Below are 17,471 nucleotides of genomic sequence, written 5' to 3' on the forward strand. Positions count from 1 at the left end.
CTCACGATCAGGCCTTGGCGTCGTCGGCGGCGCCGTCACCCGCGGCCGCGGCGACGGTGGCGTTCTCCGGGAAGTGGCAGGCCACGCGGTGGCCGCCGGCCAGCTCCTCCAGCGGCGGCTCGACCGTCTTGCAGATCTCCTGCGCCTTCCAGCAGCGGGTGTGGAAGCGGCAGGCGGGCGGCGGGTTGAGCGGGCTGGGCACGTCGCCGGTGAGGCGGATGCGCTCGCGCTCCTTGCGCGCCTTCGGGTCGGGCACCGGCACCGCCGAGAGCAGCGCGTTGGTGTACGGGTGCATCGGCGCGCTGTAGAGGCTCTTGCGGTCGGCGATCTCGACGATCTTGCCGAGGTACATGACCGCGACCCGGTCGCTGATGTGCCGCACCACCGACAGGTCGTGGGCGATGACCACGTAGGTGAGGTCGAGCTCGTTCTGCAGGTCCTCCAGCAGGTTGACGACCTGGGCCTGGATGGACACGTCGAGGGCGGAGACGGGCTCGTCGGCGATGATGAGCTTGGGCTTGAGCGCGAGCGTGCGGGCGATGCCGATGCGCTGGCGCTGGCCGCCGGAGAACTCGTGCGGGTAGCGGTTGTAGTGCTCGGGGTTGAGCCCGACCAGCTCCAGGATGTCCTGGACGGCCTTCTTGACGCCGTTCTCGGTCTTGACGCCCTGGATGCGGAACGGGGCGCCGACGATGGCGCCGACCGTGTGCCGGGGGTTGAGCGACGAGTAGGGATCCTGGAAGATCATCTGCATGTCGCGGCGCAGCGGCCGGAGCTTGCCCTGGCTCAGGTGGGTGATGTCGCGGCCCTCGAACACCACCTTGCCCGCCGTGGGCTCCAGGAGCCGGGTGACCAGCCGCCCGGTGGTGGACTTGCCGCAGCCGGACTCCCCGACCAGGCCGAGGGTCTCGCCCTGGAACACGTCGAAACTGATCCCGTCGACCGCCTTCACGGCGCCGACCTGCCTTTTGAACAGGCCCGCGGTGACGGGGAAGTGCTTCTCCATGTTGTGCACGGAGAGAAGCGGCTCGTTCTCGCTCACTGGGTCTCCAGGACTGGCTTGATCTCGTTCTCCCACAGCTCCCGCCGTTCGGTCCTGGGCATGTGACAGCGCACCAGGTGGCCGCGCTCGGTCGGGGCCAGGTCCGGGACCTCGGTGGAGGCGCGTCCCTCGGTGCGGTCGGCGTACGGGCAGCGGGGGTTGAAGGCGCAGCCCGGCGGCACGTTGATCAGGGACGGCGGAGAGCCCTTGATCGGCAGCAGCCGGTCGGTCGGCTCGCGGTCGAGCCGGGGCATCGAGCCGAGCAGCCCCCAGGTGTAGGGGTGCTCGGGGCGGTAGAAGATGTCGTCGGCCTTGCCGTACTCGACGCACTTGCCCGCGTACATGACGAGGATGTCGTCGGACAGCTCGGCCACGACGCCGAGGTCGTGGGTGATGATGATGAGCGCGGAGTTGAACTCGCGCTGCAGGTCACGCATCAGGTCGAGGATCTGCGCCTGCACCGTCACGTCGAGCGCGGTGGTCGGCTCGTCGGCGATGAGCAGCTCGGGGTCGCAGGACAGCGCCATGGCGATCATCGCGCGCTGGCGCATGCCGCCGGAGAACTCGTGCGGGTAGCTGTCGACGCGCCGGGCCGGCTCCGGGATGCCGACGCGGCCGAGCAGGTCGATGGCGTGCTTGCGGGCGACCTGCTTGGTGACGTCGTTGTGGATCCGGTAGGCCTCGATGATCTGGTGGCCGACGGTGTAGTACGGGTGCATCGACGACAGCGGATCCTGGAAGATCATCGCCATCCGCTTGCCCCGCAGGGCGCGTACCTGCTCGGCGGGCATGGAGACCAGCTCCTCGCCGTCGAGCCAGATCTCGCCGGAGATCCGCGCCCGGCCACCCTTGTGCAGGCCGAGGATGCCGAGGCTGGTCACGCTCTTGCCGGAGCCGGACTCGCCCACGATGCCGAGCGTGCGGCCGCGTTCGAGTGAGAAGGTCAGGCCGTCGACGGAGCGGACGATGCCGTCGTCGGTCGGGAAGTGGATCTTCAGGTCCTTGACGTCAAGGAAGCTCACGACAACCTCACCCTCGGGTCGACCCAGGCGTAGAGCAGGTCGACGACCAGGCTCGCGACGACCACGAAGGCCGCTGCGAACAGGACGACTCCCATGACCTGCGGCAGGTCCTGGTTTCTGATGGCCAGGATGGCGAACTGACCGAGGCCGGGCAGAGTATAGGTGGTCTCGGTGAGTACGGCGCCGCCGATCAGCAGGCCGAAGTCGATGCCGAAGAGGGTCAGGATGGGCGTGAGCGCCGCCCGCAGGCCGTGTTTGACCACCACGTCCCGCTCGTGCAGGCCCTTGGCCCTGGCGGTGCGGATGTAGTCCTCCCCCATGGTCTCCAGCATGCCCGCCCGGGTGAGCCGCGCATAGGTGGCGGCGAACAGGAACGCCAGGGTGATCCATGGCAGCAGGAGGTTGTAGGCCCATTGCGCCGGATTCACGGTGAAGTCGGTCCACGCGCCTCCGGGTGGTGTCCAGCCGAGGCCGTAGGAGAAGACGACCAGCGACACCATGCCGGTGAAGAAGATGGGCAGCGACACGCCGGCCAAGGCGGTGCCCATGGACAGGCGGTCGAAGAAGCTGCCGCGCCGCAGCGCGGACAGGACGCCGACGGAGACGCCGGCGACCACCCACAGGAACGCGGCGCCGATGGCGAGGGAGAACGTCACCGGCATCCGGTCGAGCAGGTCCGGCCAGACGGGCTGGCCGCTGATGAAGGAGTAGCCGAGGCAGGGCGCCGGGCACTGCTCCACACCCGCGCCGTAGTCGTACTCGGCGCCGAGGAAGATGCCCTTGACGAACCGGCCGTACTGCACGATCACCGGATCGTTGAAGCCCAGCCGCTCGGCGACCAGGGCCACCGTCTCCTCTGTGGCCGCACGGCCGACGTAGCGCGCGGCGAGCGACTCCGGGGTGGACCCGGCCCACTGCGGCACGACGAAGAAGATGCCGAACGTGACCATGCTGATGATGATGAGCATGGCGAGCGCGCCGATGAGTCGTCTGATGATGTAAGTGAGCACCGCTGGCGGCCGGATGGCCTGCCCGTCGCCGGGCAGGCCATCCCTGCCTTCACCTGCCTTCGCTAGATCCCCGAACCTCGCCTGCTATTCGACGCCGAGCAGAATGTAGTCGTACATGCTCTGGCCTTCGTTGTAGGCGATGTTCGTCACACCCTGGCCGCGCAGGAGCAGGGCCTTGGCCCAGACCACCGGCAGGATGGAGGCGTCCTCCATGACGGCCTTGTCGACGTCGACCCACAGCTTGCCGCGGGCCGTCGCGTCGAGCTCACCCGAGGCCTGGTCGATCAGGCTGTCGACCTTGTCGCTCTTGACGCTCAGGTTGTAGTTGCCGGCGGGGCGGATCGTGCGGCTGTCGACGATGGCCTGCATGAAGCCGTAGCCGTCGGGCCAGTCGGAGCCCCAGCCGTGACCGGCCAGGCCGATCTTGTTCTTCTTCTGGTACTCGATGTTGCCGGCGTAGTCGGAGAAGTAGCTGGAGGCCGGGAAGCCCTTCAGCGTGAGCTTGATGTTGACCTTGGCCAGGGCCTGCTGCATCGCCTCGGCCAGCGCCTTCTCACGCGGGCGGTCGGCACGGTAGGCCATGGTGGTCTCGAAGCCGTTCGGCTGGCCACAGGCGGTCAGCGCCTGCTTGGCCTTCTCCACGTCGCCCTTGTTCTCGGGGGTCTGGTAGAGGTCGAACTTCTCCTGGCCGACGATGGGCGGCGGCATGACGTTGGTGGCGATGTCGCCACCGGCGACCGGGCCTCCGTAGGCGGTCTGGTTGGCGACGCGGTCGGCGGCCCACTGGACGGCCTTGCGGCACTCGACGTTGTCCAGCGGCGGAGCCTCCGGGATCACCGAGATGAACCAGAGCCTGGGGATGACCGGGTTGTCGGTGCGGGCCTTCAGCGCCGGGTCCGGGAGCACCTTGCCGAGCGCGGCCGGCTGCAGACCGGTGCCCGGGATGTCGAGGTGGATGTCACCGGAGATGAGCTGGTTGTCGAGGTCGTCGGCGTTGACGTTGAGCTGGACCTCGATGCGGTCGGGCAGCGCGGGACGGTTCGGGTCCGTCGCCGCGTCCCACTGGTCGTTGCGGACCAGGGTGAAGCGCTTGCCGATCTCGTTGGTCTCGAACTTGTACGGACCGGACGAGACGACCTTCTCCTTGTACTTCGCGCCGGTGTCCTTGTCCTTCGGAACCGGGGCCGTCATCGGCATCTGGACCACGTAGTCCATCGACGCGAACGGGTTCTTCAGGTGGAAGATGACGGTCTGGTCGTCAGGGGCCTCGACCGCGGAGCTGTAGTCCACGTCCGGGGTCTTGTAGACGCCCTTGAAGTCCTTCGGCCAGTCGAGCAGCTCGTTGAGGTACGACGGGCCGTGCGGGAAGGTCTCCTTGTCGAAGGTGCGCGCGACCGCGTAGGCGACGTCCTTCGCGGTGATCGGCGAGCCGTCCTCGTACTTGAGACCAGCCTTGATCTTGTAGGTCCAGGTCTTGCCGTCGGCGCTCGGCTCGCCGAGGGACTCGGCGAGGTCCGGGATGACGGTGTTGCCGTCAGGACCGGGGCCGGGCTTGTACATCGTCAGCGTCCGCCAGTAGAACCGGCCGAAGTTGAACGAGTAGCCGTAGTAGGTGTCACCCGGGTCGAGGCTGTCCCAGTCGCCGGAGTGCGCGGCCTTGAGGGTGCCGCCCTTCTTTGTGGAAGGGTTGTAGACCTGGGTCAGGGCGGCGTCTGCCACGGGTTGCGCGGCGCCGCCTGAGGCCGACTGGGCCGGCTGCTGCTGCTGCGTACCGCCCCCTCCGCCTCCGCAGGCGGAGAGCACCAGGGCGAGCGCCGCTGTCGCGGCCGCTGCCAGTGCGGATTTCCTTCTCATTGATACCCCTTGTCGGTGGAGATGGGGATGGAGCGTTGGCGAAGGTCAGTGCGCACGCGGGTCGAAGGCATCCCTCAGCCCGTCGCCGAACAGGTTGAACGCCAGAACAGTGATGAAAATCGCCAAACCCGGGAAGATCACGAAGTGCGGCAGGGTGTAGAACCGCACCGCTTCGGAGAGCATGCCGCCCCACGTGGGGGTGGGTGGGTTGATGCCGACGCCGAGGAACGACAGCGCGGCCTCGAAGAGGATGTTGGCCGGGATGAGCAGGGTCGCGTAGACCAGGATCGGCGCCATCAGGTTGGGCAGGATCTCCCGGAACAGGATGTAGCCGTTGCGGGCGCCGAGGCTCCTGGCCGCGTCGACGAACTCGCGCTCGCGCAGCGACAGCGTCTGGCCGCGGACGATGCGCCCGATGCTGGGCCAGCTGAAGAAGCCGATGATGAAGATCAGCATCGCGATGCGCAGCCCGTTGCCCTCCAGGCCGAAGCCCTCGTTGGGCATCACGCCGACCAGCGCGATCGCGAAGACGAGCAGCGGGAAGGCGAGGAACACGTCCATGATCCGGCCGATGACCTGGTCGACCCAGCCGCCGAAGTAGCCGGCGACGACGCCCATGACCGTGCCGATCAGCACGGACACGATGGTGGCCAGGAAGCCGATGAGCAGCGAGATGCCGGCCCCGGCGACCACGCGGCTGAAGATGTCGCGGCCGTTGACCGGCTCGACGCCGAGCAGGTGCTCGGCGCCCATGCCGCCGAAGTCGCCCTTGGGCAGGAGGGTGTTGGGGTCGATCGCGTCCTGGTGGAACTCCAGCGGGTCGTGGCCGAGCACGCTGATGATCGGCGTGGCGAAGATCGCCACCAGGATCAGGAAGATCACGACGATGCCGCCGGTGAGCGCGACCTTGTCGCGCCGCAGCCGCATCCAGGCGATCCGGGTGAGAGACCGGCCCTGGACGGCCCTGCCCGCTCCGGCGAGCGTGGCCTCGGGCGGCACCTGCGCCGAGGCACCGGAAACGTCGAGCGGTGCGGTCATGCCGGATAGCCCCCTGATTTTTCAGACGACATTGTCTGGAGTTTCGTCTTAAGACCGCTTCGTCGCGACCTTCAGGAGGCAGAATCTATGGCCTGAGCTGCGCTGACTAGCCCCTCAGGCCGCTATGTGGCTCAACTGTGATTCATGCGAAACGCATTCGTATCGATCTTGGTGCGATTGTGCACGACCAGTCCAGGTTGCGTCTCAGATCCGTGACATATCCGGATCTAGCTGATGCCGCGACGCCGGAGCAGGTCCTCGATGTCCGAGAAGTCGTCATCGCCCTTGGCCGGCTTCTTGCTCTCGACGGCGGGCTTGGCGGCCGCCTGCGGGCGGCCCGAGGGCTTCCCTGAAGCGGCCCCCGCGGCGGTCCCCGCGGCCGGGGCGGCGGTCTTGGCGGTGCCCTCAGCGGCCCCGCCGCCGGCCTTGCGGAGCTTCCTGCCGCGCAGCACACCGGAGACCACGAACAGCACCACCGACAGCCCGGCCACGGCCACGCCCGCCCACACCACCGGATTGAACACCAGGTTCGCCACGAACCCGACGACGGTGGAGCCGATCGTCCACAGCGCCCGCAGCGCGTCGGTCAGGTAGGCGGCCAGCGGCAGCAGCGCCCAGGCGAGCACCCGCAGCCCCGAGGCCGCGCCCCGGCGCCGGAACGCCAGGAAGCTCAGCACCAGCCCCGCGGCGGTCAGGCCGATGCAGAGCGGAAACCACGCGATCTGTTCGAAACCCATTCGGGCCACCCCTCGGTATGCGCCATTTCTCTCCATCCTGGCACGCGATCCGGGGCCCGCCCCTCCTCCGCGAGAACCAACGGTCCCTTAGGGGTCGACCCTGACGATCTTCAGCGTCAGGAAGGCAGCAGGGCGCGCAGCCGGGCGGGGTCGACCTCCGCGAGCGAGGGAACCACCAGACGGCCCGGCGCCGGGTCCACCGGCAGCAGGCTGGGCACCGCCACCACCGCGCACCCGGCGGCCGTCGCCGCCGCCACCCCGTTGGGAGAGTCCTCCAGCACGACGCAGCGCACCGGCTCCACCCCCAGCCGGTCGGCCGCCGTCAGGTAGGGCTCCGGGTCGGGCTTGGTGCGGGCGACGTCGTCGGCGGTGACGACGGTGTCGAAGCGGTCGCGCCCGACGATCTTGAGCACCGCGTCGGCGATCTCCTGCAGCGACGAGGTCACCAGCGCCACCGGCACCCCCTCGTCGCGCAGCGCGTCGAGCAGCTCGGAGGCGCCCGGCATCAGATCGACCCCGCGCGCCAGGCGGGCCACCATGCCGGTCGCCATCCACTCGCGCACGGTCCAGGCCGGCACCGGCGCCCCCGACACGCCCAGCATGTAGTCGACGGTGCGCTCCATGGAGCCGCCGACGAGATGGACCTGGTGCTCGGGGGTCCAGTCGGCCCCGAGCCTGCCCATCACGTCGGTCTCGACCTCCAGCCACACCCGCTCGGTGTCGACCAGGAGACCGTCCATGTCGAAGAAGACCGCTTCCACCCCGTACCCCCTGAAATCCGCCGGCCGTCAGACGTTGAAGTACTTGGCCTCGGGATGGTGGGCGACCAGGGCGGAGGTGGCCTGCTCCGGATGGAGCTGGAACTCCTCCGACAGGGTGACGCCGATCCGCTCCGGGTCGAGCAGCTGGAACAGCTGCACCTGGTCCTCGAGGTTGGGACAGGCGGGATAGCCGAACGAGTAGCGGCAGCCCTGGATGTTGACCTTGAGCATGTCGTCGAGCGACTCGTCGCCGCCGATGCCCCACTCGGAGCGGACCCGGGCGTGCCAGTATTCGGCCAGCGCCTCGGTGAGCTGCACCGACAGACCGTGGAGCTCCAGGTAGTCGCGGTAGGCGTCCTTGGCGAACAGCTCGGCCGTGGCCTCGGCGATCTTGCCGCCCATGGTGACGACCTGGAGGCCCACCACGTCGGTCTCCCCCGAGTCCTTGCTCCGGAAGAAGTCGGACAGGCACAGGTGGCGGTCGCGCCGCTGGCGCGGGAAGGTGAAGCGGGTGCGCTCGCCGCCCGACTCGTCGAGGATGATCAGCGCGTCGCCGTCACTGACGCACGGGAAGTAGCCGTAGACGACGGCCGCCTCCAGCAGGCCCTCGGTCTGCAGCCGCTCCAGCCACATGCGCAGCCGCGGCCGGCCCTCGGCCTCGACCAGCTCCTCGTAGCCGGGGCCGTCGCCGCCCCTGGTCGGCTTGAGCCCCCACTGGCCGAGGAAGAGCGCCCGCTCGTCGAGGAAGGCCGCGTAGTCGGCCAGCGGGACGCCCTTGACGATGCGGTCGCCGTGGAACGGCGGCCGCGGCACCGGGTTGTCGGCGGCCACGTCGGAGCGGGACGGCAGCGCCTCCACGGGAGTGCGGTCGAGCTTCGCGCCGGTCTTGACCCGGCGCTGGCGCAGCGGCGGCAGCTGGGCGCCGGCCACGCCGCGCTTGACGGCCATGATCGCGTCCATCAGGCGCAGGCCCTCGAACGCGTCGCGGGCGTAGCGGACCTCGCCCTGGAACAGCTCGGCGAGGTCCTGCTCGACGTAGGCGCGGGTGAGCGCGGCGCCGCCGAGCAGCACGGGGTAGCGCTCGGCCAGGCCCCGGGAGTTGAGCTCCTCGAGGTTCTCCTTCATGACCACGGTCGACTTGACCAGCAGGCCGGACATGCCGATGACGTCGGCCTTCTGCTCGTCGGCGGCCTCCAGGATGGCCGAGACCGGCTGCTTGATGCCGAGGTTGACGACCTCGTAGCCGTTGTTGGACAGGATGATGTCGACGAGGTTCTTGCCGATGTCGTGCACGTCGCCCTTGACGGTGGCCAGCACGATGCGGCCCTTCGTCTCGCCCTCGACCCGCTCCATGTGCGGCTCCAGATGGGCGACCGCGGCCTTCATCACCTCGGCCGACTGCAGCACGAACGGCAGCTGCATCTGGCCGGACCCGAACAGCTCGCCGACCGTCTTCATGCCGTCGAGCAACACGTCGTTGATGATCTCCAGAGCCGGTCGCTGGGACAGCGCCTCGTCGAGGTCGGCCTCCAGGCCCTTGCGCTCGCCGTCGACGATGCGCCGCTTGAGCCGCTCCCAGAGCGGCAGCGCGGCCAGCTCCTCGGCCTTGCCGGCGCGCATCGCGGCGGCGTCGACCCCCTCGAACAGGTCCATGAACCGCTGCAGCGGGTCGTAGCCCTCGCGCCGCCGGTCGTAGACCATGTCGAGGGCGACCTGGCGCTGCTCGTCGGGGATGCGGGCCATGGGCAGGATCTTGGAGGCGTGCACGATGGCGGAGTCGAGCCCGGCGTTGACGCACTCGTTCAGGAACACCGAGTTGAGCACCATGCGGGCGGCCGGGTTGAGGCCGAAGCTGATGTTGGAGACGCCGAGCGTGGTCTGCACGCCGGGGTAGCGGCGCTTGAGCTCGCGGATGGCCTCGATGGTCTCCAGGCCGTCGCGCCTGGTCTCCTCCTGGCCGGTGGCGATGGGGAAGGTCAGGCAGTCGACGATGATGTCGTCGACCCGCATGCCCCAGTTGGCCGTCAGGTCGTCGATGAGGCGGGTGGCCACGCGCACCTTGTGGTCGGCGGTGCGGGCCTGGCCCTCCTCGTCGATGGTGAGCGCCACCACGGCGGCGCCGTGCTCGCGCACCAGCCGCATGATCTTCTGGAAGCGGGAGTCGGGGCCGTCGCCGTCCTCGTAGTTGACCGAGTTGACGGCGGCGCGGCCGCCGAGCATCTCCAGCCCGGCGCGGAGCACCTCGGGCTCGGTCGAGTCGAGCATGATCGGCAGGGTGGAGGCGGTGGCCAGCCGGAACGCCAGCTCCTTCATGTCGGCCACGCCGTCGCGGCCGACGTAGTCGACGCACAGGTCGAGCATGTGGGCGCCGCCGCGGGCCTGGTCGCGGGCCATCTCCACGCAGTCGTCCCAGCGGCCGGCCAGCATCGCCTCGCGGAACGCCTTGGAGCCGTTGGTGTTGCACCGCTCGCCGATGGCCAGGAAGGACGTGTCCTGACGGAACGGCACCGTCTGGTAGAGCGAGGAGGCGCCGGGCTCGGGGTGCGGGCGGCGGGGGGTGACCGCGCGGCCCCGCACCCGCTCGACCACCTGGCGCAGGTGCTCGGGGGTGGTGCCGCAGCAGCCGCCGACGATGGACAGGCCGTAGTCGCGGGTGAAGGCGTCGTGGGCGGCGGTCAGCTCCTCGGCGCTCAGCGGGTAGTAGGCGCCGTCGGAGGTGAGCACCGGCAGGCCGGCGTTGGGCATGCAGGACAGCCGCAGCCGCGAGTGGCGGGCGAGGTAGCGCAGGTGCTCGCTCATCTCGGCGGGGCCGGTGGCGCAGTTGAGGCCGATCACGTCGACGCCCAGCGGCTCGATCGCGGTGAGCGCGGCGCCGATCTCGGAGCCGAGCAGCATGGCGCCGTTGGTCTCGATCGTCACCTGGGCGATGATCGGCACGTCGCGCCCGGCCGACTCGACGGCCCGCTTGGCGCCGAGCACGGCGGCCTTGACCTGGAGCAGGTCCTGGGAGGTCTCGACGATGAGCGCGTCGGCGCCGCCGGCGATCAGACCGGCCGCGTTGTCGCGGTAGGCGTCGCGCAGGCTGGCGAACGGCAGGTGGCCGAGCGTGGGGAGCTTGGTGCCCGGGCCCATCGAGCCGAGCACGAAGCGGGGGTGGTCGGGTGTGGACCAGTGGTCGGCGCGCTGCCTGGCGATCCGGGCCCCGGCCTCGGAGTATTCGTAGACCCTGTCGCCGATGTCGTACTCGCCCAGAGCGGCCAGGTTGGCGCCGAAGGTGTTGGTCTCCACGCAGTCGACGCCCACCGCGAAGTAGGCGTCGTGGACGCCCTCGACGATGTCGGGCCGGGTGACGTTGAGCACCTCGTTGCAGCCCTCGTGGCCTTCGAAGTCGTCGAGGGTCGGGTCTTGCGCCTGGAGCATCGTGCCCATCGCGCCGTCGGCGACGATCACACGCTGGGACAGCACTTCTCGAAATGAATGGCCGATGCTCATGGACCACAGCCTATCGGCTGCCCGGAACCGCGATCCGCGCCCCCATCGGGGTTCCCCCGCACCTGCGGCTTCACCTCAGGGGACGCGCCGGGCGAAGCGGGATGTCCCGGGCTCGCCCGGGATGCCGGGCTCAGCCAGGAGCGTACGCCGCCCCGCCAGGGACCGGGCCCGACCTGCTCTTCCTCGACAGGCTGTACGACCGGAGCCACTGATCGCGCTTACCACGTGACATGAGTGCCTCCTCACCGCATAGGCTTAGCGCGATGGTGCAGACAGGAGGCGACACGTGATCGAGCTCGAAGGGCTCCCCGAGCTCGTCGACCCGGTGCTCATTGCCGCGTTCGAGGGGTGGAACGACGCGGGCGAGGCCTCGAGCGGTGTGATCGCCCATCTCGAGTCCGCGTGGAAGGCCGAGCCGCTGGCCGAGCTGGACCCTGACGACTACTACGACTTCCAGGTCACCCGCCCGGTCGTGGAGATGGGCGACGGGCTCACCCGGTCGATCATCTGGCCGACGACGCGGCTGCTGCGGGCCCGGCCGCCGGGCCTGGAGCGCGACGTGGTGCTGCTGCGCGGCATCGAGCCCAACATGCGCTGGCGGTCGTTCTGCGCCGACATCATCGACGTCTGCCGCGAGCTCGGCGTCGAGCAGGCCGTCATGCTGGGCGCGCTGCTCAACGACTCGCCGCACACCCGGCCGGTGCCGATACTCGGCTCGGCGACCGACGAGGGCCTGGCGCGCTCCATCAACCTGGAGCTGAGCCGCTACGAGGGCCCGACGGGCATCGTCGGCGTGCTGCAGCACGCGTTCGGCCGCGCGGGCCTGAGCGCCGTCACGCTGTGGGCGTCGGTGCCCCACTACGTGGCCCAGCCGCCCAACCCGAAGGCCACGCTGGCGCTGCTGCGCCGGCTGGAGGACGTGCTGGAGATCCCGATGCCGCTGGGCGACCTCGACGAGGAGGCCCGCGCGTGGGAACACGGCGTCGACGAGCTGGCCTCGCAGGACAGCGAGGTGGCCGAGTACGTCAAGGAGCTCGAGGAGCGCAAGGACGCCGCGGAGCTGCCCGAGGCGAGCGGCGACGCGATCGCGGCCGAGTTCGAGCGCTACCTGAGACGTCGCGACCGCGACACCGATTCCTGACGCCCGGGCAACCCTCAACCATCCCCGCCGCCACCCATCGCCGTGGCCACGGTGGGCCTGGCTGCCCGCTTCCTCCGCCGGCCCGGCCCGCCCGCGAGATGTCCGTGGTCACGGTGTCGGCGGCAGAACATTCAAACGCCGTACTTTTCGCGGTCGCGGGTTCATAATCGGGTCGTCCGCTGACCCTCCACGTGAGGCTGATCATGGCGATTCCGTCCGGTAGTCACCCTTTGACCAGCCAGGACACCAGGCGTCTGGTCCTGCAGATGGCCGCGCCCCTGCGCGAGGACGGCCCGGGCGGGAAGGTGGACCACTTCCTGGCCCTGCTGCAGGACCGTCTCCCGCTCTGGCTGGGCGTCCTGCGTGACCTGGAGCACCGTGCGGGGCGCGGGCAGGTGCGCGACAACCTGTTCGTGGTGGCGCGGGCCGGCATCGACTACTACGCGGACGTGCAGTCGGCCGCGATGCCCGCCTTCACCTCCCCCGCCGTCACCGTGCGGTTCCGGCACGCGCTCAAGGCGAACGGGCTCGGCCCGGTGGCCGAGCTCACCCCGCTCGCCTCCTACCTTCGCGAGGAGCGGCTGCTCGGCCGGGTGTCGGCGGAGGTGGACCCGGCGGCGAGCGCCCGGCTGCTGCTGGCCGGCTGCTTCCACCACGCCTGCATCGAGCTGTTCGTGGGCGCCGGCGACGAGCCGTCCCGCGACGCGGCCGCCACCGAGATCATCCGCGAGCTGCGCCTGGAGCCCCGCTGACGAAGACCGCGTACGAACCGGTCAGGAGCGCTGGCGACCCGGCGGCGCCGCGCCGGGGCGTCAGACCGTCGGCGCGGCCGCCACGCCGACGCCGCGGGGCGTCGGCGCGACCCAGCCGTGCCACGCCAGGGCGCCAGCGCGTAGGCGCGACCCAGCCATGCCACGCCAGGGCGCCGGCGCGTCGGCGCGACCCAGCCATGCCGCGCCAGGGTGTCAGACCGCGGCCGGGGTGCGGGCGGTGCGGCGCAGGGCCTCGTCGTAGCGGTGCCAGGTCAGGGCGGCGACGTCCGGGTCCGCGCCGAGCGGCGCGCTGACCAGGTCGGCGCCCGCGTCGGCCAGCCGGGAGTGGAAGAACCCGGGCGCCAGCAGATAGGAGGCGAGCGCCACCCGGGCCGCCGGGCCGGACCGCAGCCGTTCCATCGTCTCGGCCAGCCCCGGCTCCCCCGCCGAGACGAAGGCGGCGGTGACCGGGCGGGACAGGCGAAGGGCGAGCCGGTGGGCGGCGGCCCGGACGTCGGCCAGCGCGGCGGGGTCGGACGATCCGGCCGCGCCGAGCACGACCGCGTCGGTGGCGCGCAGCCCCGCCCTGCTCAGCCGGCGGGCGAGCGCGGCGGTGAGCAGCCGGTGCGGGCCGAGCGGCCCGGCGGTCACGGCGTCGGGGCGGTGGTCGGCGAGCACGGCGGGCAGGTCGATGTGCACGTGGTAGCCGCCGGCGAGCAGCAGCGGGACGACGACCACCGGCCCTCGGACGGCCGGGAGCACGTCGCGCAGCAGCGGGGCGCAGATCTCCAGGTAGCCGAGCTCGACCCGGTGGCCGGGCCGGGCCGCGCGGACGGCCCTGGCGAGCGCGGACATGGTCTGCCGGCCCTCCTCGCTGCGGGTGCCGTGGGCGGCGAGGACGAGCGTCGGGGTCACAGTTCGCCCTCGTACCGGCAGGCCAGCCGGTAGCCGCGCTTGACCACGGTCTCGACGATCCCGGCGGGGCCGAGGGCGCGGCGCAGCCGGGTGATGGCCATCTCGACGGCGTGCTCGGCCGAGTCCCTGGCGGTGCTGCCGGGCAGGACGGTGCGCAGGTCGGCGCGGGAGACGACGTGGCCGGGCTTGTCGGCCAGGCGCTTGAGCACGGCCATCGGGGCGGGGGGCAGGGGCCGCAGGTCGCCGTCGACGACCACGGCGTGGCCGCGGATCTCCAGGCGGTGCCCGCCCGCCTCCAGCCGGGACACGGACTCGGCGGGCAGGTGGCGGGCCAGCACGCGGGCGAGCGCGCCCAGTCTGGCCCGGTCGGGCTGGAGCGTGCGCACGCCGCGGTCGGTGAGCGGGCCCGCGGTGACAGGGCCGACGCAGGCGGCCACGACGGGCCCGCCGAACGCCGCCAGCAGCGCGTCCTCGACGCCCGCCGCCCGGGCGGCGTTGAGCATGGCGTGCACGGCGGGCGCGCTGGTGAAGGCGACGGCGTCGACCGAGCCCGCGATGGTCTGGGTGATCAGGCGGCGCAGCGGCGACGGGTCGCGGTACGGCAGCCACCGGTAGACCGGGATCTCGATGACCTCGGCCCCGGCGCCGCGCAGGGCGGCGATGAAGTCGTCGAGCGGCTCGCCGTGCTGCTGCACGGCGATGCGGCGGCCGCGCAGGTCCTGGGCGAGCAGGTAGTCCTTGACCTCGGCGCAGGACTCGGTGGCCGGGGTCCAGTGGTCGTTGAGCCCGGCGGCGCGGACCGCTCCCCTGGCCTTGGGCCCCCGGGTGAGCAGGCGCGCCCCGGCGAGATGGTCGCCCAGCTCGGCGGACAGGCCCCAGCCCTCGGCGGCGGCCATCCAGCCGCGGAACCCGACGCCGGTGGTGACGACCACGTCGTCGACCGGCCGTTCCAGGCTCCGCCGGGTCGCGGCGAGCAGGTCGGCGTCCTCCGCGAGCGGGACCAGCCTGATCGCGGGTGCGCTCAGCACGCGGGCGCCGCGGCGTTCGAGCAGCGCGCCGAACTCCTCGCGCCGCCGGGTGGCCGTGACGCCGATCGTGAACCCCGCCAGCGCGTCCGGCGCGGTTTCCGGTGAAGCGGTTACGTCCTCGATGGATGGCGCGCTCATGCGAAAACCTCGTCGTGGGTAGGGACGCCCGGCCGGGCCCCGAGCACCCGGCCGGACATCACAGGCACGTGAACCGGAAGTGAGATCACCCCCTCATCGTGGATTCGGGGGGTTTCCTCGCTGGGTCTCTTCTGTTACCGCTGTGCTACAAGCGGCAGCCAGGGGGGTTGGCGGGCGGCGCGGGCGGGAAATCCGTCGGTGTGCGACGCGACCATTCGGGGAGTTGCGGGTGACGGTGCTGCCGATCAGGGCGTTCGACGATCCGGTGCTCCGCTCGGTGGCGGAGCCGGTGACAGACTTCGACAAGGAGCTTCGCAGGCTGGTCAAGTCCATGACGGCGACGCTGCGCGCGGGCGCCGGGCGGGCGGGGCTGGCCGCGCCCCAGGTGGGGGTGCCGCTGCGGGTGCTCGTCTACGCGTACGAGGGAGCGTCCGGCCATCTGGTCAATCCGCGGCTGGAGCTGTCGGAGCGGCGGATCACGGCGGACGAGGCGTGCCTGTCGGCGCCGGGCGTGTGGTGGCCGCTGGAGCGCGCGTTCATGGTCACGGCGCGCGGCCGTGACATGTTCGGCAAGCCCGTCACGGTGCGGGCGCTGAACGTGCTGGCGAGAGTGCTGCAGCACGAGGCCGACCACTTGGACGGGGTGCTGTTCAGCGACCACCTGTCAGCGGACGAGCGGGGACGCTTTCTGGCTGCGGCGCTGTCCTCGGGATGAGCGCGCGCCGCTGATCGGGGTCGGTGCCGCCCCAGACGCCGTGCGTCTGGCCGCTGCTGACCGCGTAGTCGAGGCATGGCTCCCGTACGGGACATGTCTGGCAAATGGCTTTGGCGCGTTCCACCTGTGACTGGCCCGGGCCCTGGAGCGAGATCGGGAAGAAAAGCTCAGGGTCCAGGTCGGAGCAGGCGGCCCTGCGTGACCAGTCGAGCATCATCATGCTCATCGCGCCTACCCAGCGCTTTCCGGGTCATACCTCGTCGAGCAGGTGGTCCCAATCGAGCAGGAACCTGTCGAGCCCGTAGCGCGCCAGCGCGGCCGCCCGCGCGGCCTTCCCGGCCTGGGCGGCCCGTTCCGGATCCGCCGCGAACTCCTTGAGCGCCCCGGCCAGCACGTCCACCCGGGTGGAGATGACGCCCGCCTCCGGCGGCACCGCCTCGACGGCCTCGGTGGCGGCCACCGCGACCACCGGCATGCCCAGCGTCATCGCCTCGATGAGGGCGAGCCCGAGCGACGTCCACCGGTACGGGTGCAGGTAGACCCGCCGCCTGGCCAGTTCGGCGTGCATCCGGGCCTGCGGCAGGTCCTCGTACGTCCCGTACGGCAGCCCGTCGACCTTCATGCCGAACAGGTCGAGCGGCACCTCGGCGGCGAAGCGCGGCAGCAGGTCGGTGCCGGCCACCCGGGTGCGCCTGACGGGCTCGTTGACCACCACGCCGGCTCTGGGCAGCTCGCCGGTGTAGAGGTGGCCGGGGTCCACGACGCCGTGCTCGACGACCCGGGTGGGCGCCCGGCCGTTGTCCCAGAACAGCTCGTTGAAGTGGGTGACGTGCACGAGCGTGAGGTCGGAGCGGTCGGCCAGCGGGTGGCGGGTGCGCGGCACGTCGCCTGCGGGGGTGTTGTGCTCGACGTAGACGCCGGGCAGGTCGCGGCCGAGCCACTCGCGGGCCAGGTCGAGCTCGTGCGGGCGCTGGTAGACGACCACGTCGATCGGCTCGTCGCGGAGCCGGTCCCAGGGCACCTCGCGGGCGCTGTCCGGCCACGGGTAGGTGTCGGCCCGCCCCCGGCCGTCGGGACCACGGCCGGGGACGAGCGGCAGGACGTACTCGTGGCGGCCCTGCACGAACGAGGTCGTCCACGAACCGTGGACGTGCCAGATGAGGATCCTCACCAACGACTCCAGCCGAGGTTGCGCGACCAGGCGGAGCCGCCCACGGCGACCGGGGCCGGGGCTGCGTCCGCCTCGCGCAGCAGCCGGTCGGCCACGTCGAGGAGGTCGTCGGCGAGCTCGGGGGCGTGCTCGATCTCCTCGTGCAGTGTCTCGGGGGTCGGCACCAGGATGCCGCGCGCTCCCGCGGCCCTGGCCGCCTCCATGTCGCGGCCGATGTCGCCGACCATGACGCACTCGCGGGGGCTGACGTCCAGCACCGCGGCGGCCCTGATGAGCAGGCCGGGCGCGGGTTTGCGGCAGGTGCAGCCGTCGGTGTCGTCGTGCACGCAGATCGCCCACGCGTCGAACGGGCCGAGCAGTTCCTCGACGCGGGCGTTCACCTGTTCCATCTCGTCGGCGGTGATCAGCCCCTTGGCCACGCCCGACTGGTTGGTCACCACCGCCACCGGCAGGTCGGCCCTCCGCAGCATGCTCAGCGCCTCCAGCGCCCCGGGCATGGGCCGGACGAGCGTGGGGTCGCCGTTGTACGGGACATCCCTGATGAGGGTTCCGTCCCTGTCGAAGAGCACGGCCCCGGGACGTCGTTGTTCGAACACCATCCACCTCCGTCGCGTGGCCTCCAGCTACCCGGGCCCCTACCCCGCAAACAACTACT

Annotated in this window: 16 protein-coding genes; 3 read left to right on the forward strand and 13 right to left on the reverse strand. The window is 71.0% G+C overall.

The genetic code is table 11. From position 1 onward, the window contains the following. Positions 1-7: 7 nt before the first annotated feature. From ACGFI7_RS26555 to metH, 8 genes are all read right to left on the reverse strand, one after another. Positions 8-1,006 carry an ABC transporter ATP-binding protein gene (locus ACGFI7_RS26555; RefSeq protein ID WP_393409570.1) on the reverse strand — a complete coding sequence of 333 codons (999 nt, stop codon included), beginning with the start codon at positions 1,004-1,006 and terminating at the stop codon, positions 8-10. 32 nt (positions 1,007-1,038) lie between these two features. Beyond that, on the reverse strand, positions 1,039-2,064 hold the full coding sequence (locus tag ACGFI7_RS26560) for an ABC transporter ATP-binding protein (RefSeq protein WP_393409281.1): 1,026 nt from the start codon (positions 2,062-2,064) through the stop codon (positions 1,039-1,041). Beyond that, positions 2,061-3,074 carry an ABC transporter permease gene (locus ACGFI7_RS26565; protein WP_393409283.1) on the reverse strand — a complete coding sequence of 338 codons (1,014 nt, stop codon included), beginning with the start codon at positions 3,072-3,074 and terminating at the stop codon, positions 2,061-2,063. Before ACGFI7_RS26565 ends, ACGFI7_RS26560 begins: the two co-directional genes overlap by 4 nt. A gap of 84 nt (positions 3,075-3,158) precedes the next feature. Continuing rightward, positions 3,159-4,928: an ABC transporter substrate-binding protein gene (locus ACGFI7_RS26570; protein WP_393409284.1), complete on the reverse strand. Its 1,770-nt coding sequence runs from the start codon at positions 4,926-4,928 to the stop codon at positions 3,159-3,161. A 45-nt stretch (positions 4,929-4,973) separates the two neighbouring features. Next, the gene (locus tag ACGFI7_RS26575; RefSeq protein WP_393409285.1) at positions 4,974-5,966 is read right to left on the reverse strand and encodes an ABC transporter permease; all 993 of its coding nucleotides are present in this window, start codon (positions 5,964-5,966) and stop codon (positions 4,974-4,976) included. A 227-nt stretch (positions 5,967-6,193) separates the two neighbouring features. Beyond that, complete coding sequence (locus tag ACGFI7_RS26580; RefSeq protein ID WP_393409286.1) at positions 6,194-6,703, reverse strand: cellulose synthase; 510 nt, start codon at positions 6,701-6,703, stop codon at positions 6,194-6,196. Positions 6,704-6,819: 116 nt separating this feature from the next. Beyond that, positions 6,820-7,464: an HAD family hydrolase gene (locus tag ACGFI7_RS26585; protein WP_393409288.1), complete on the reverse strand. Its 645-nt coding sequence runs from the start codon at positions 7,462-7,464 to the stop codon at positions 6,820-6,822. A 27-nt stretch (positions 7,465-7,491) separates the two neighbouring features. Next, on the reverse strand, positions 7,492-10,956 hold the full coding sequence (gene metH, locus ACGFI7_RS26590) for a methionine synthase (RefSeq protein ID WP_393409290.1): 3,465 nt from the start codon (positions 10,954-10,956) through the stop codon (positions 7,492-7,494). 286 nt (positions 10,957-11,242) lie between these two features. Between metH and ACGFI7_RS26595 the strand changes: the two genes are divergently transcribed. After that, positions 11,243-12,097 (forward strand): PAC2 family protein, encoded by an 855-nt coding sequence (locus tag ACGFI7_RS26595; protein WP_393409291.1) that lies wholly within the window; start codon positions 11,243-11,245, stop codon positions 12,095-12,097. 230 nt (positions 12,098-12,327) lie between these two features. Continuing rightward, positions 12,328-12,849: a hypothetical protein gene (locus ACGFI7_RS26600; protein ID WP_393409292.1), complete on the forward strand. Its 522-nt coding sequence runs from the start codon at positions 12,328-12,330 to the stop codon at positions 12,847-12,849. 213 nt (positions 12,850-13,062) lie between these two features. On the opposite strand, the gene ACGFI7_RS26605 is transcribed toward ACGFI7_RS26600, so the two are convergent. Beyond that, complete coding sequence (locus tag ACGFI7_RS26605; protein WP_393409293.1) at positions 13,063-13,764, reverse strand: sirohydrochlorin chelatase; 702 nt, start codon at positions 13,762-13,764, stop codon at positions 13,063-13,065. Then, entirely contained in the window at positions 13,761-14,930 is a 1,170-nt protein-coding gene (locus tag ACGFI7_RS26610; RefSeq protein ID WP_393409294.1) for a uroporphyrinogen-III synthase, read from the reverse strand. The genes ACGFI7_RS26605 and ACGFI7_RS26610 overlap by 4 nt, the downstream gene beginning before the upstream one ends. A gap of 229 nt (positions 14,931-15,159) precedes the next feature. Here ACGFI7_RS26610 and def point away from each other — a divergent pair, with 229 nt between their 5' ends. Next, complete coding sequence (def, locus tag ACGFI7_RS26615; protein WP_393409296.1) at positions 15,160-15,645, forward strand: peptide deformylase; 486 nt, start codon at positions 15,160-15,162, stop codon at positions 15,643-15,645. Here def and ACGFI7_RS26620 read toward each other — a convergent pair. From ACGFI7_RS26620 to ACGFI7_RS26630, 3 genes are read right to left on the reverse strand one after another with little or no spacing between them, the layout of a single operon-like run. Continuing rightward, positions 15,581-15,871, reverse strand: coding sequence for a WhiB family transcriptional regulator (locus tag ACGFI7_RS26620; protein ID WP_393409297.1), 291 nt, complete (start codon positions 15,869-15,871; stop codon positions 15,581-15,583). The genes def and ACGFI7_RS26620 overlap by 65 nt on opposite strands. 24 nt (positions 15,872-15,895) lie before the next feature. Continuing rightward, entirely contained in the window at positions 15,896-16,816 is a 921-nt protein-coding gene (locus ACGFI7_RS26625) for a glycosyltransferase (protein ID WP_393409298.1), read from the reverse strand. Continuing rightward, a complete protein-coding gene (locus tag ACGFI7_RS26630; RefSeq protein WP_393409300.1) occupies positions 16,813-17,415 on the reverse strand; it encodes a D-glycero-alpha-D-manno-heptose-1,7-bisphosphate 7-phosphatase in 603 nt (200 codons plus the stop codon). The genes ACGFI7_RS26625 and ACGFI7_RS26630 overlap by 4 nt, the downstream gene beginning before the upstream one ends. Positions 17,416-17,471 lie beyond the last annotated feature (56 nt).

It is taken from the genome of Nonomuraea sp. NPDC048826 (assembly GCF_043198225.1).
In the GTDB taxonomy this organism is placed as follows: domain Bacteria; phylum Actinomycetota; class Actinomycetes; order Streptosporangiales; family Streptosporangiaceae; genus Nonomuraea.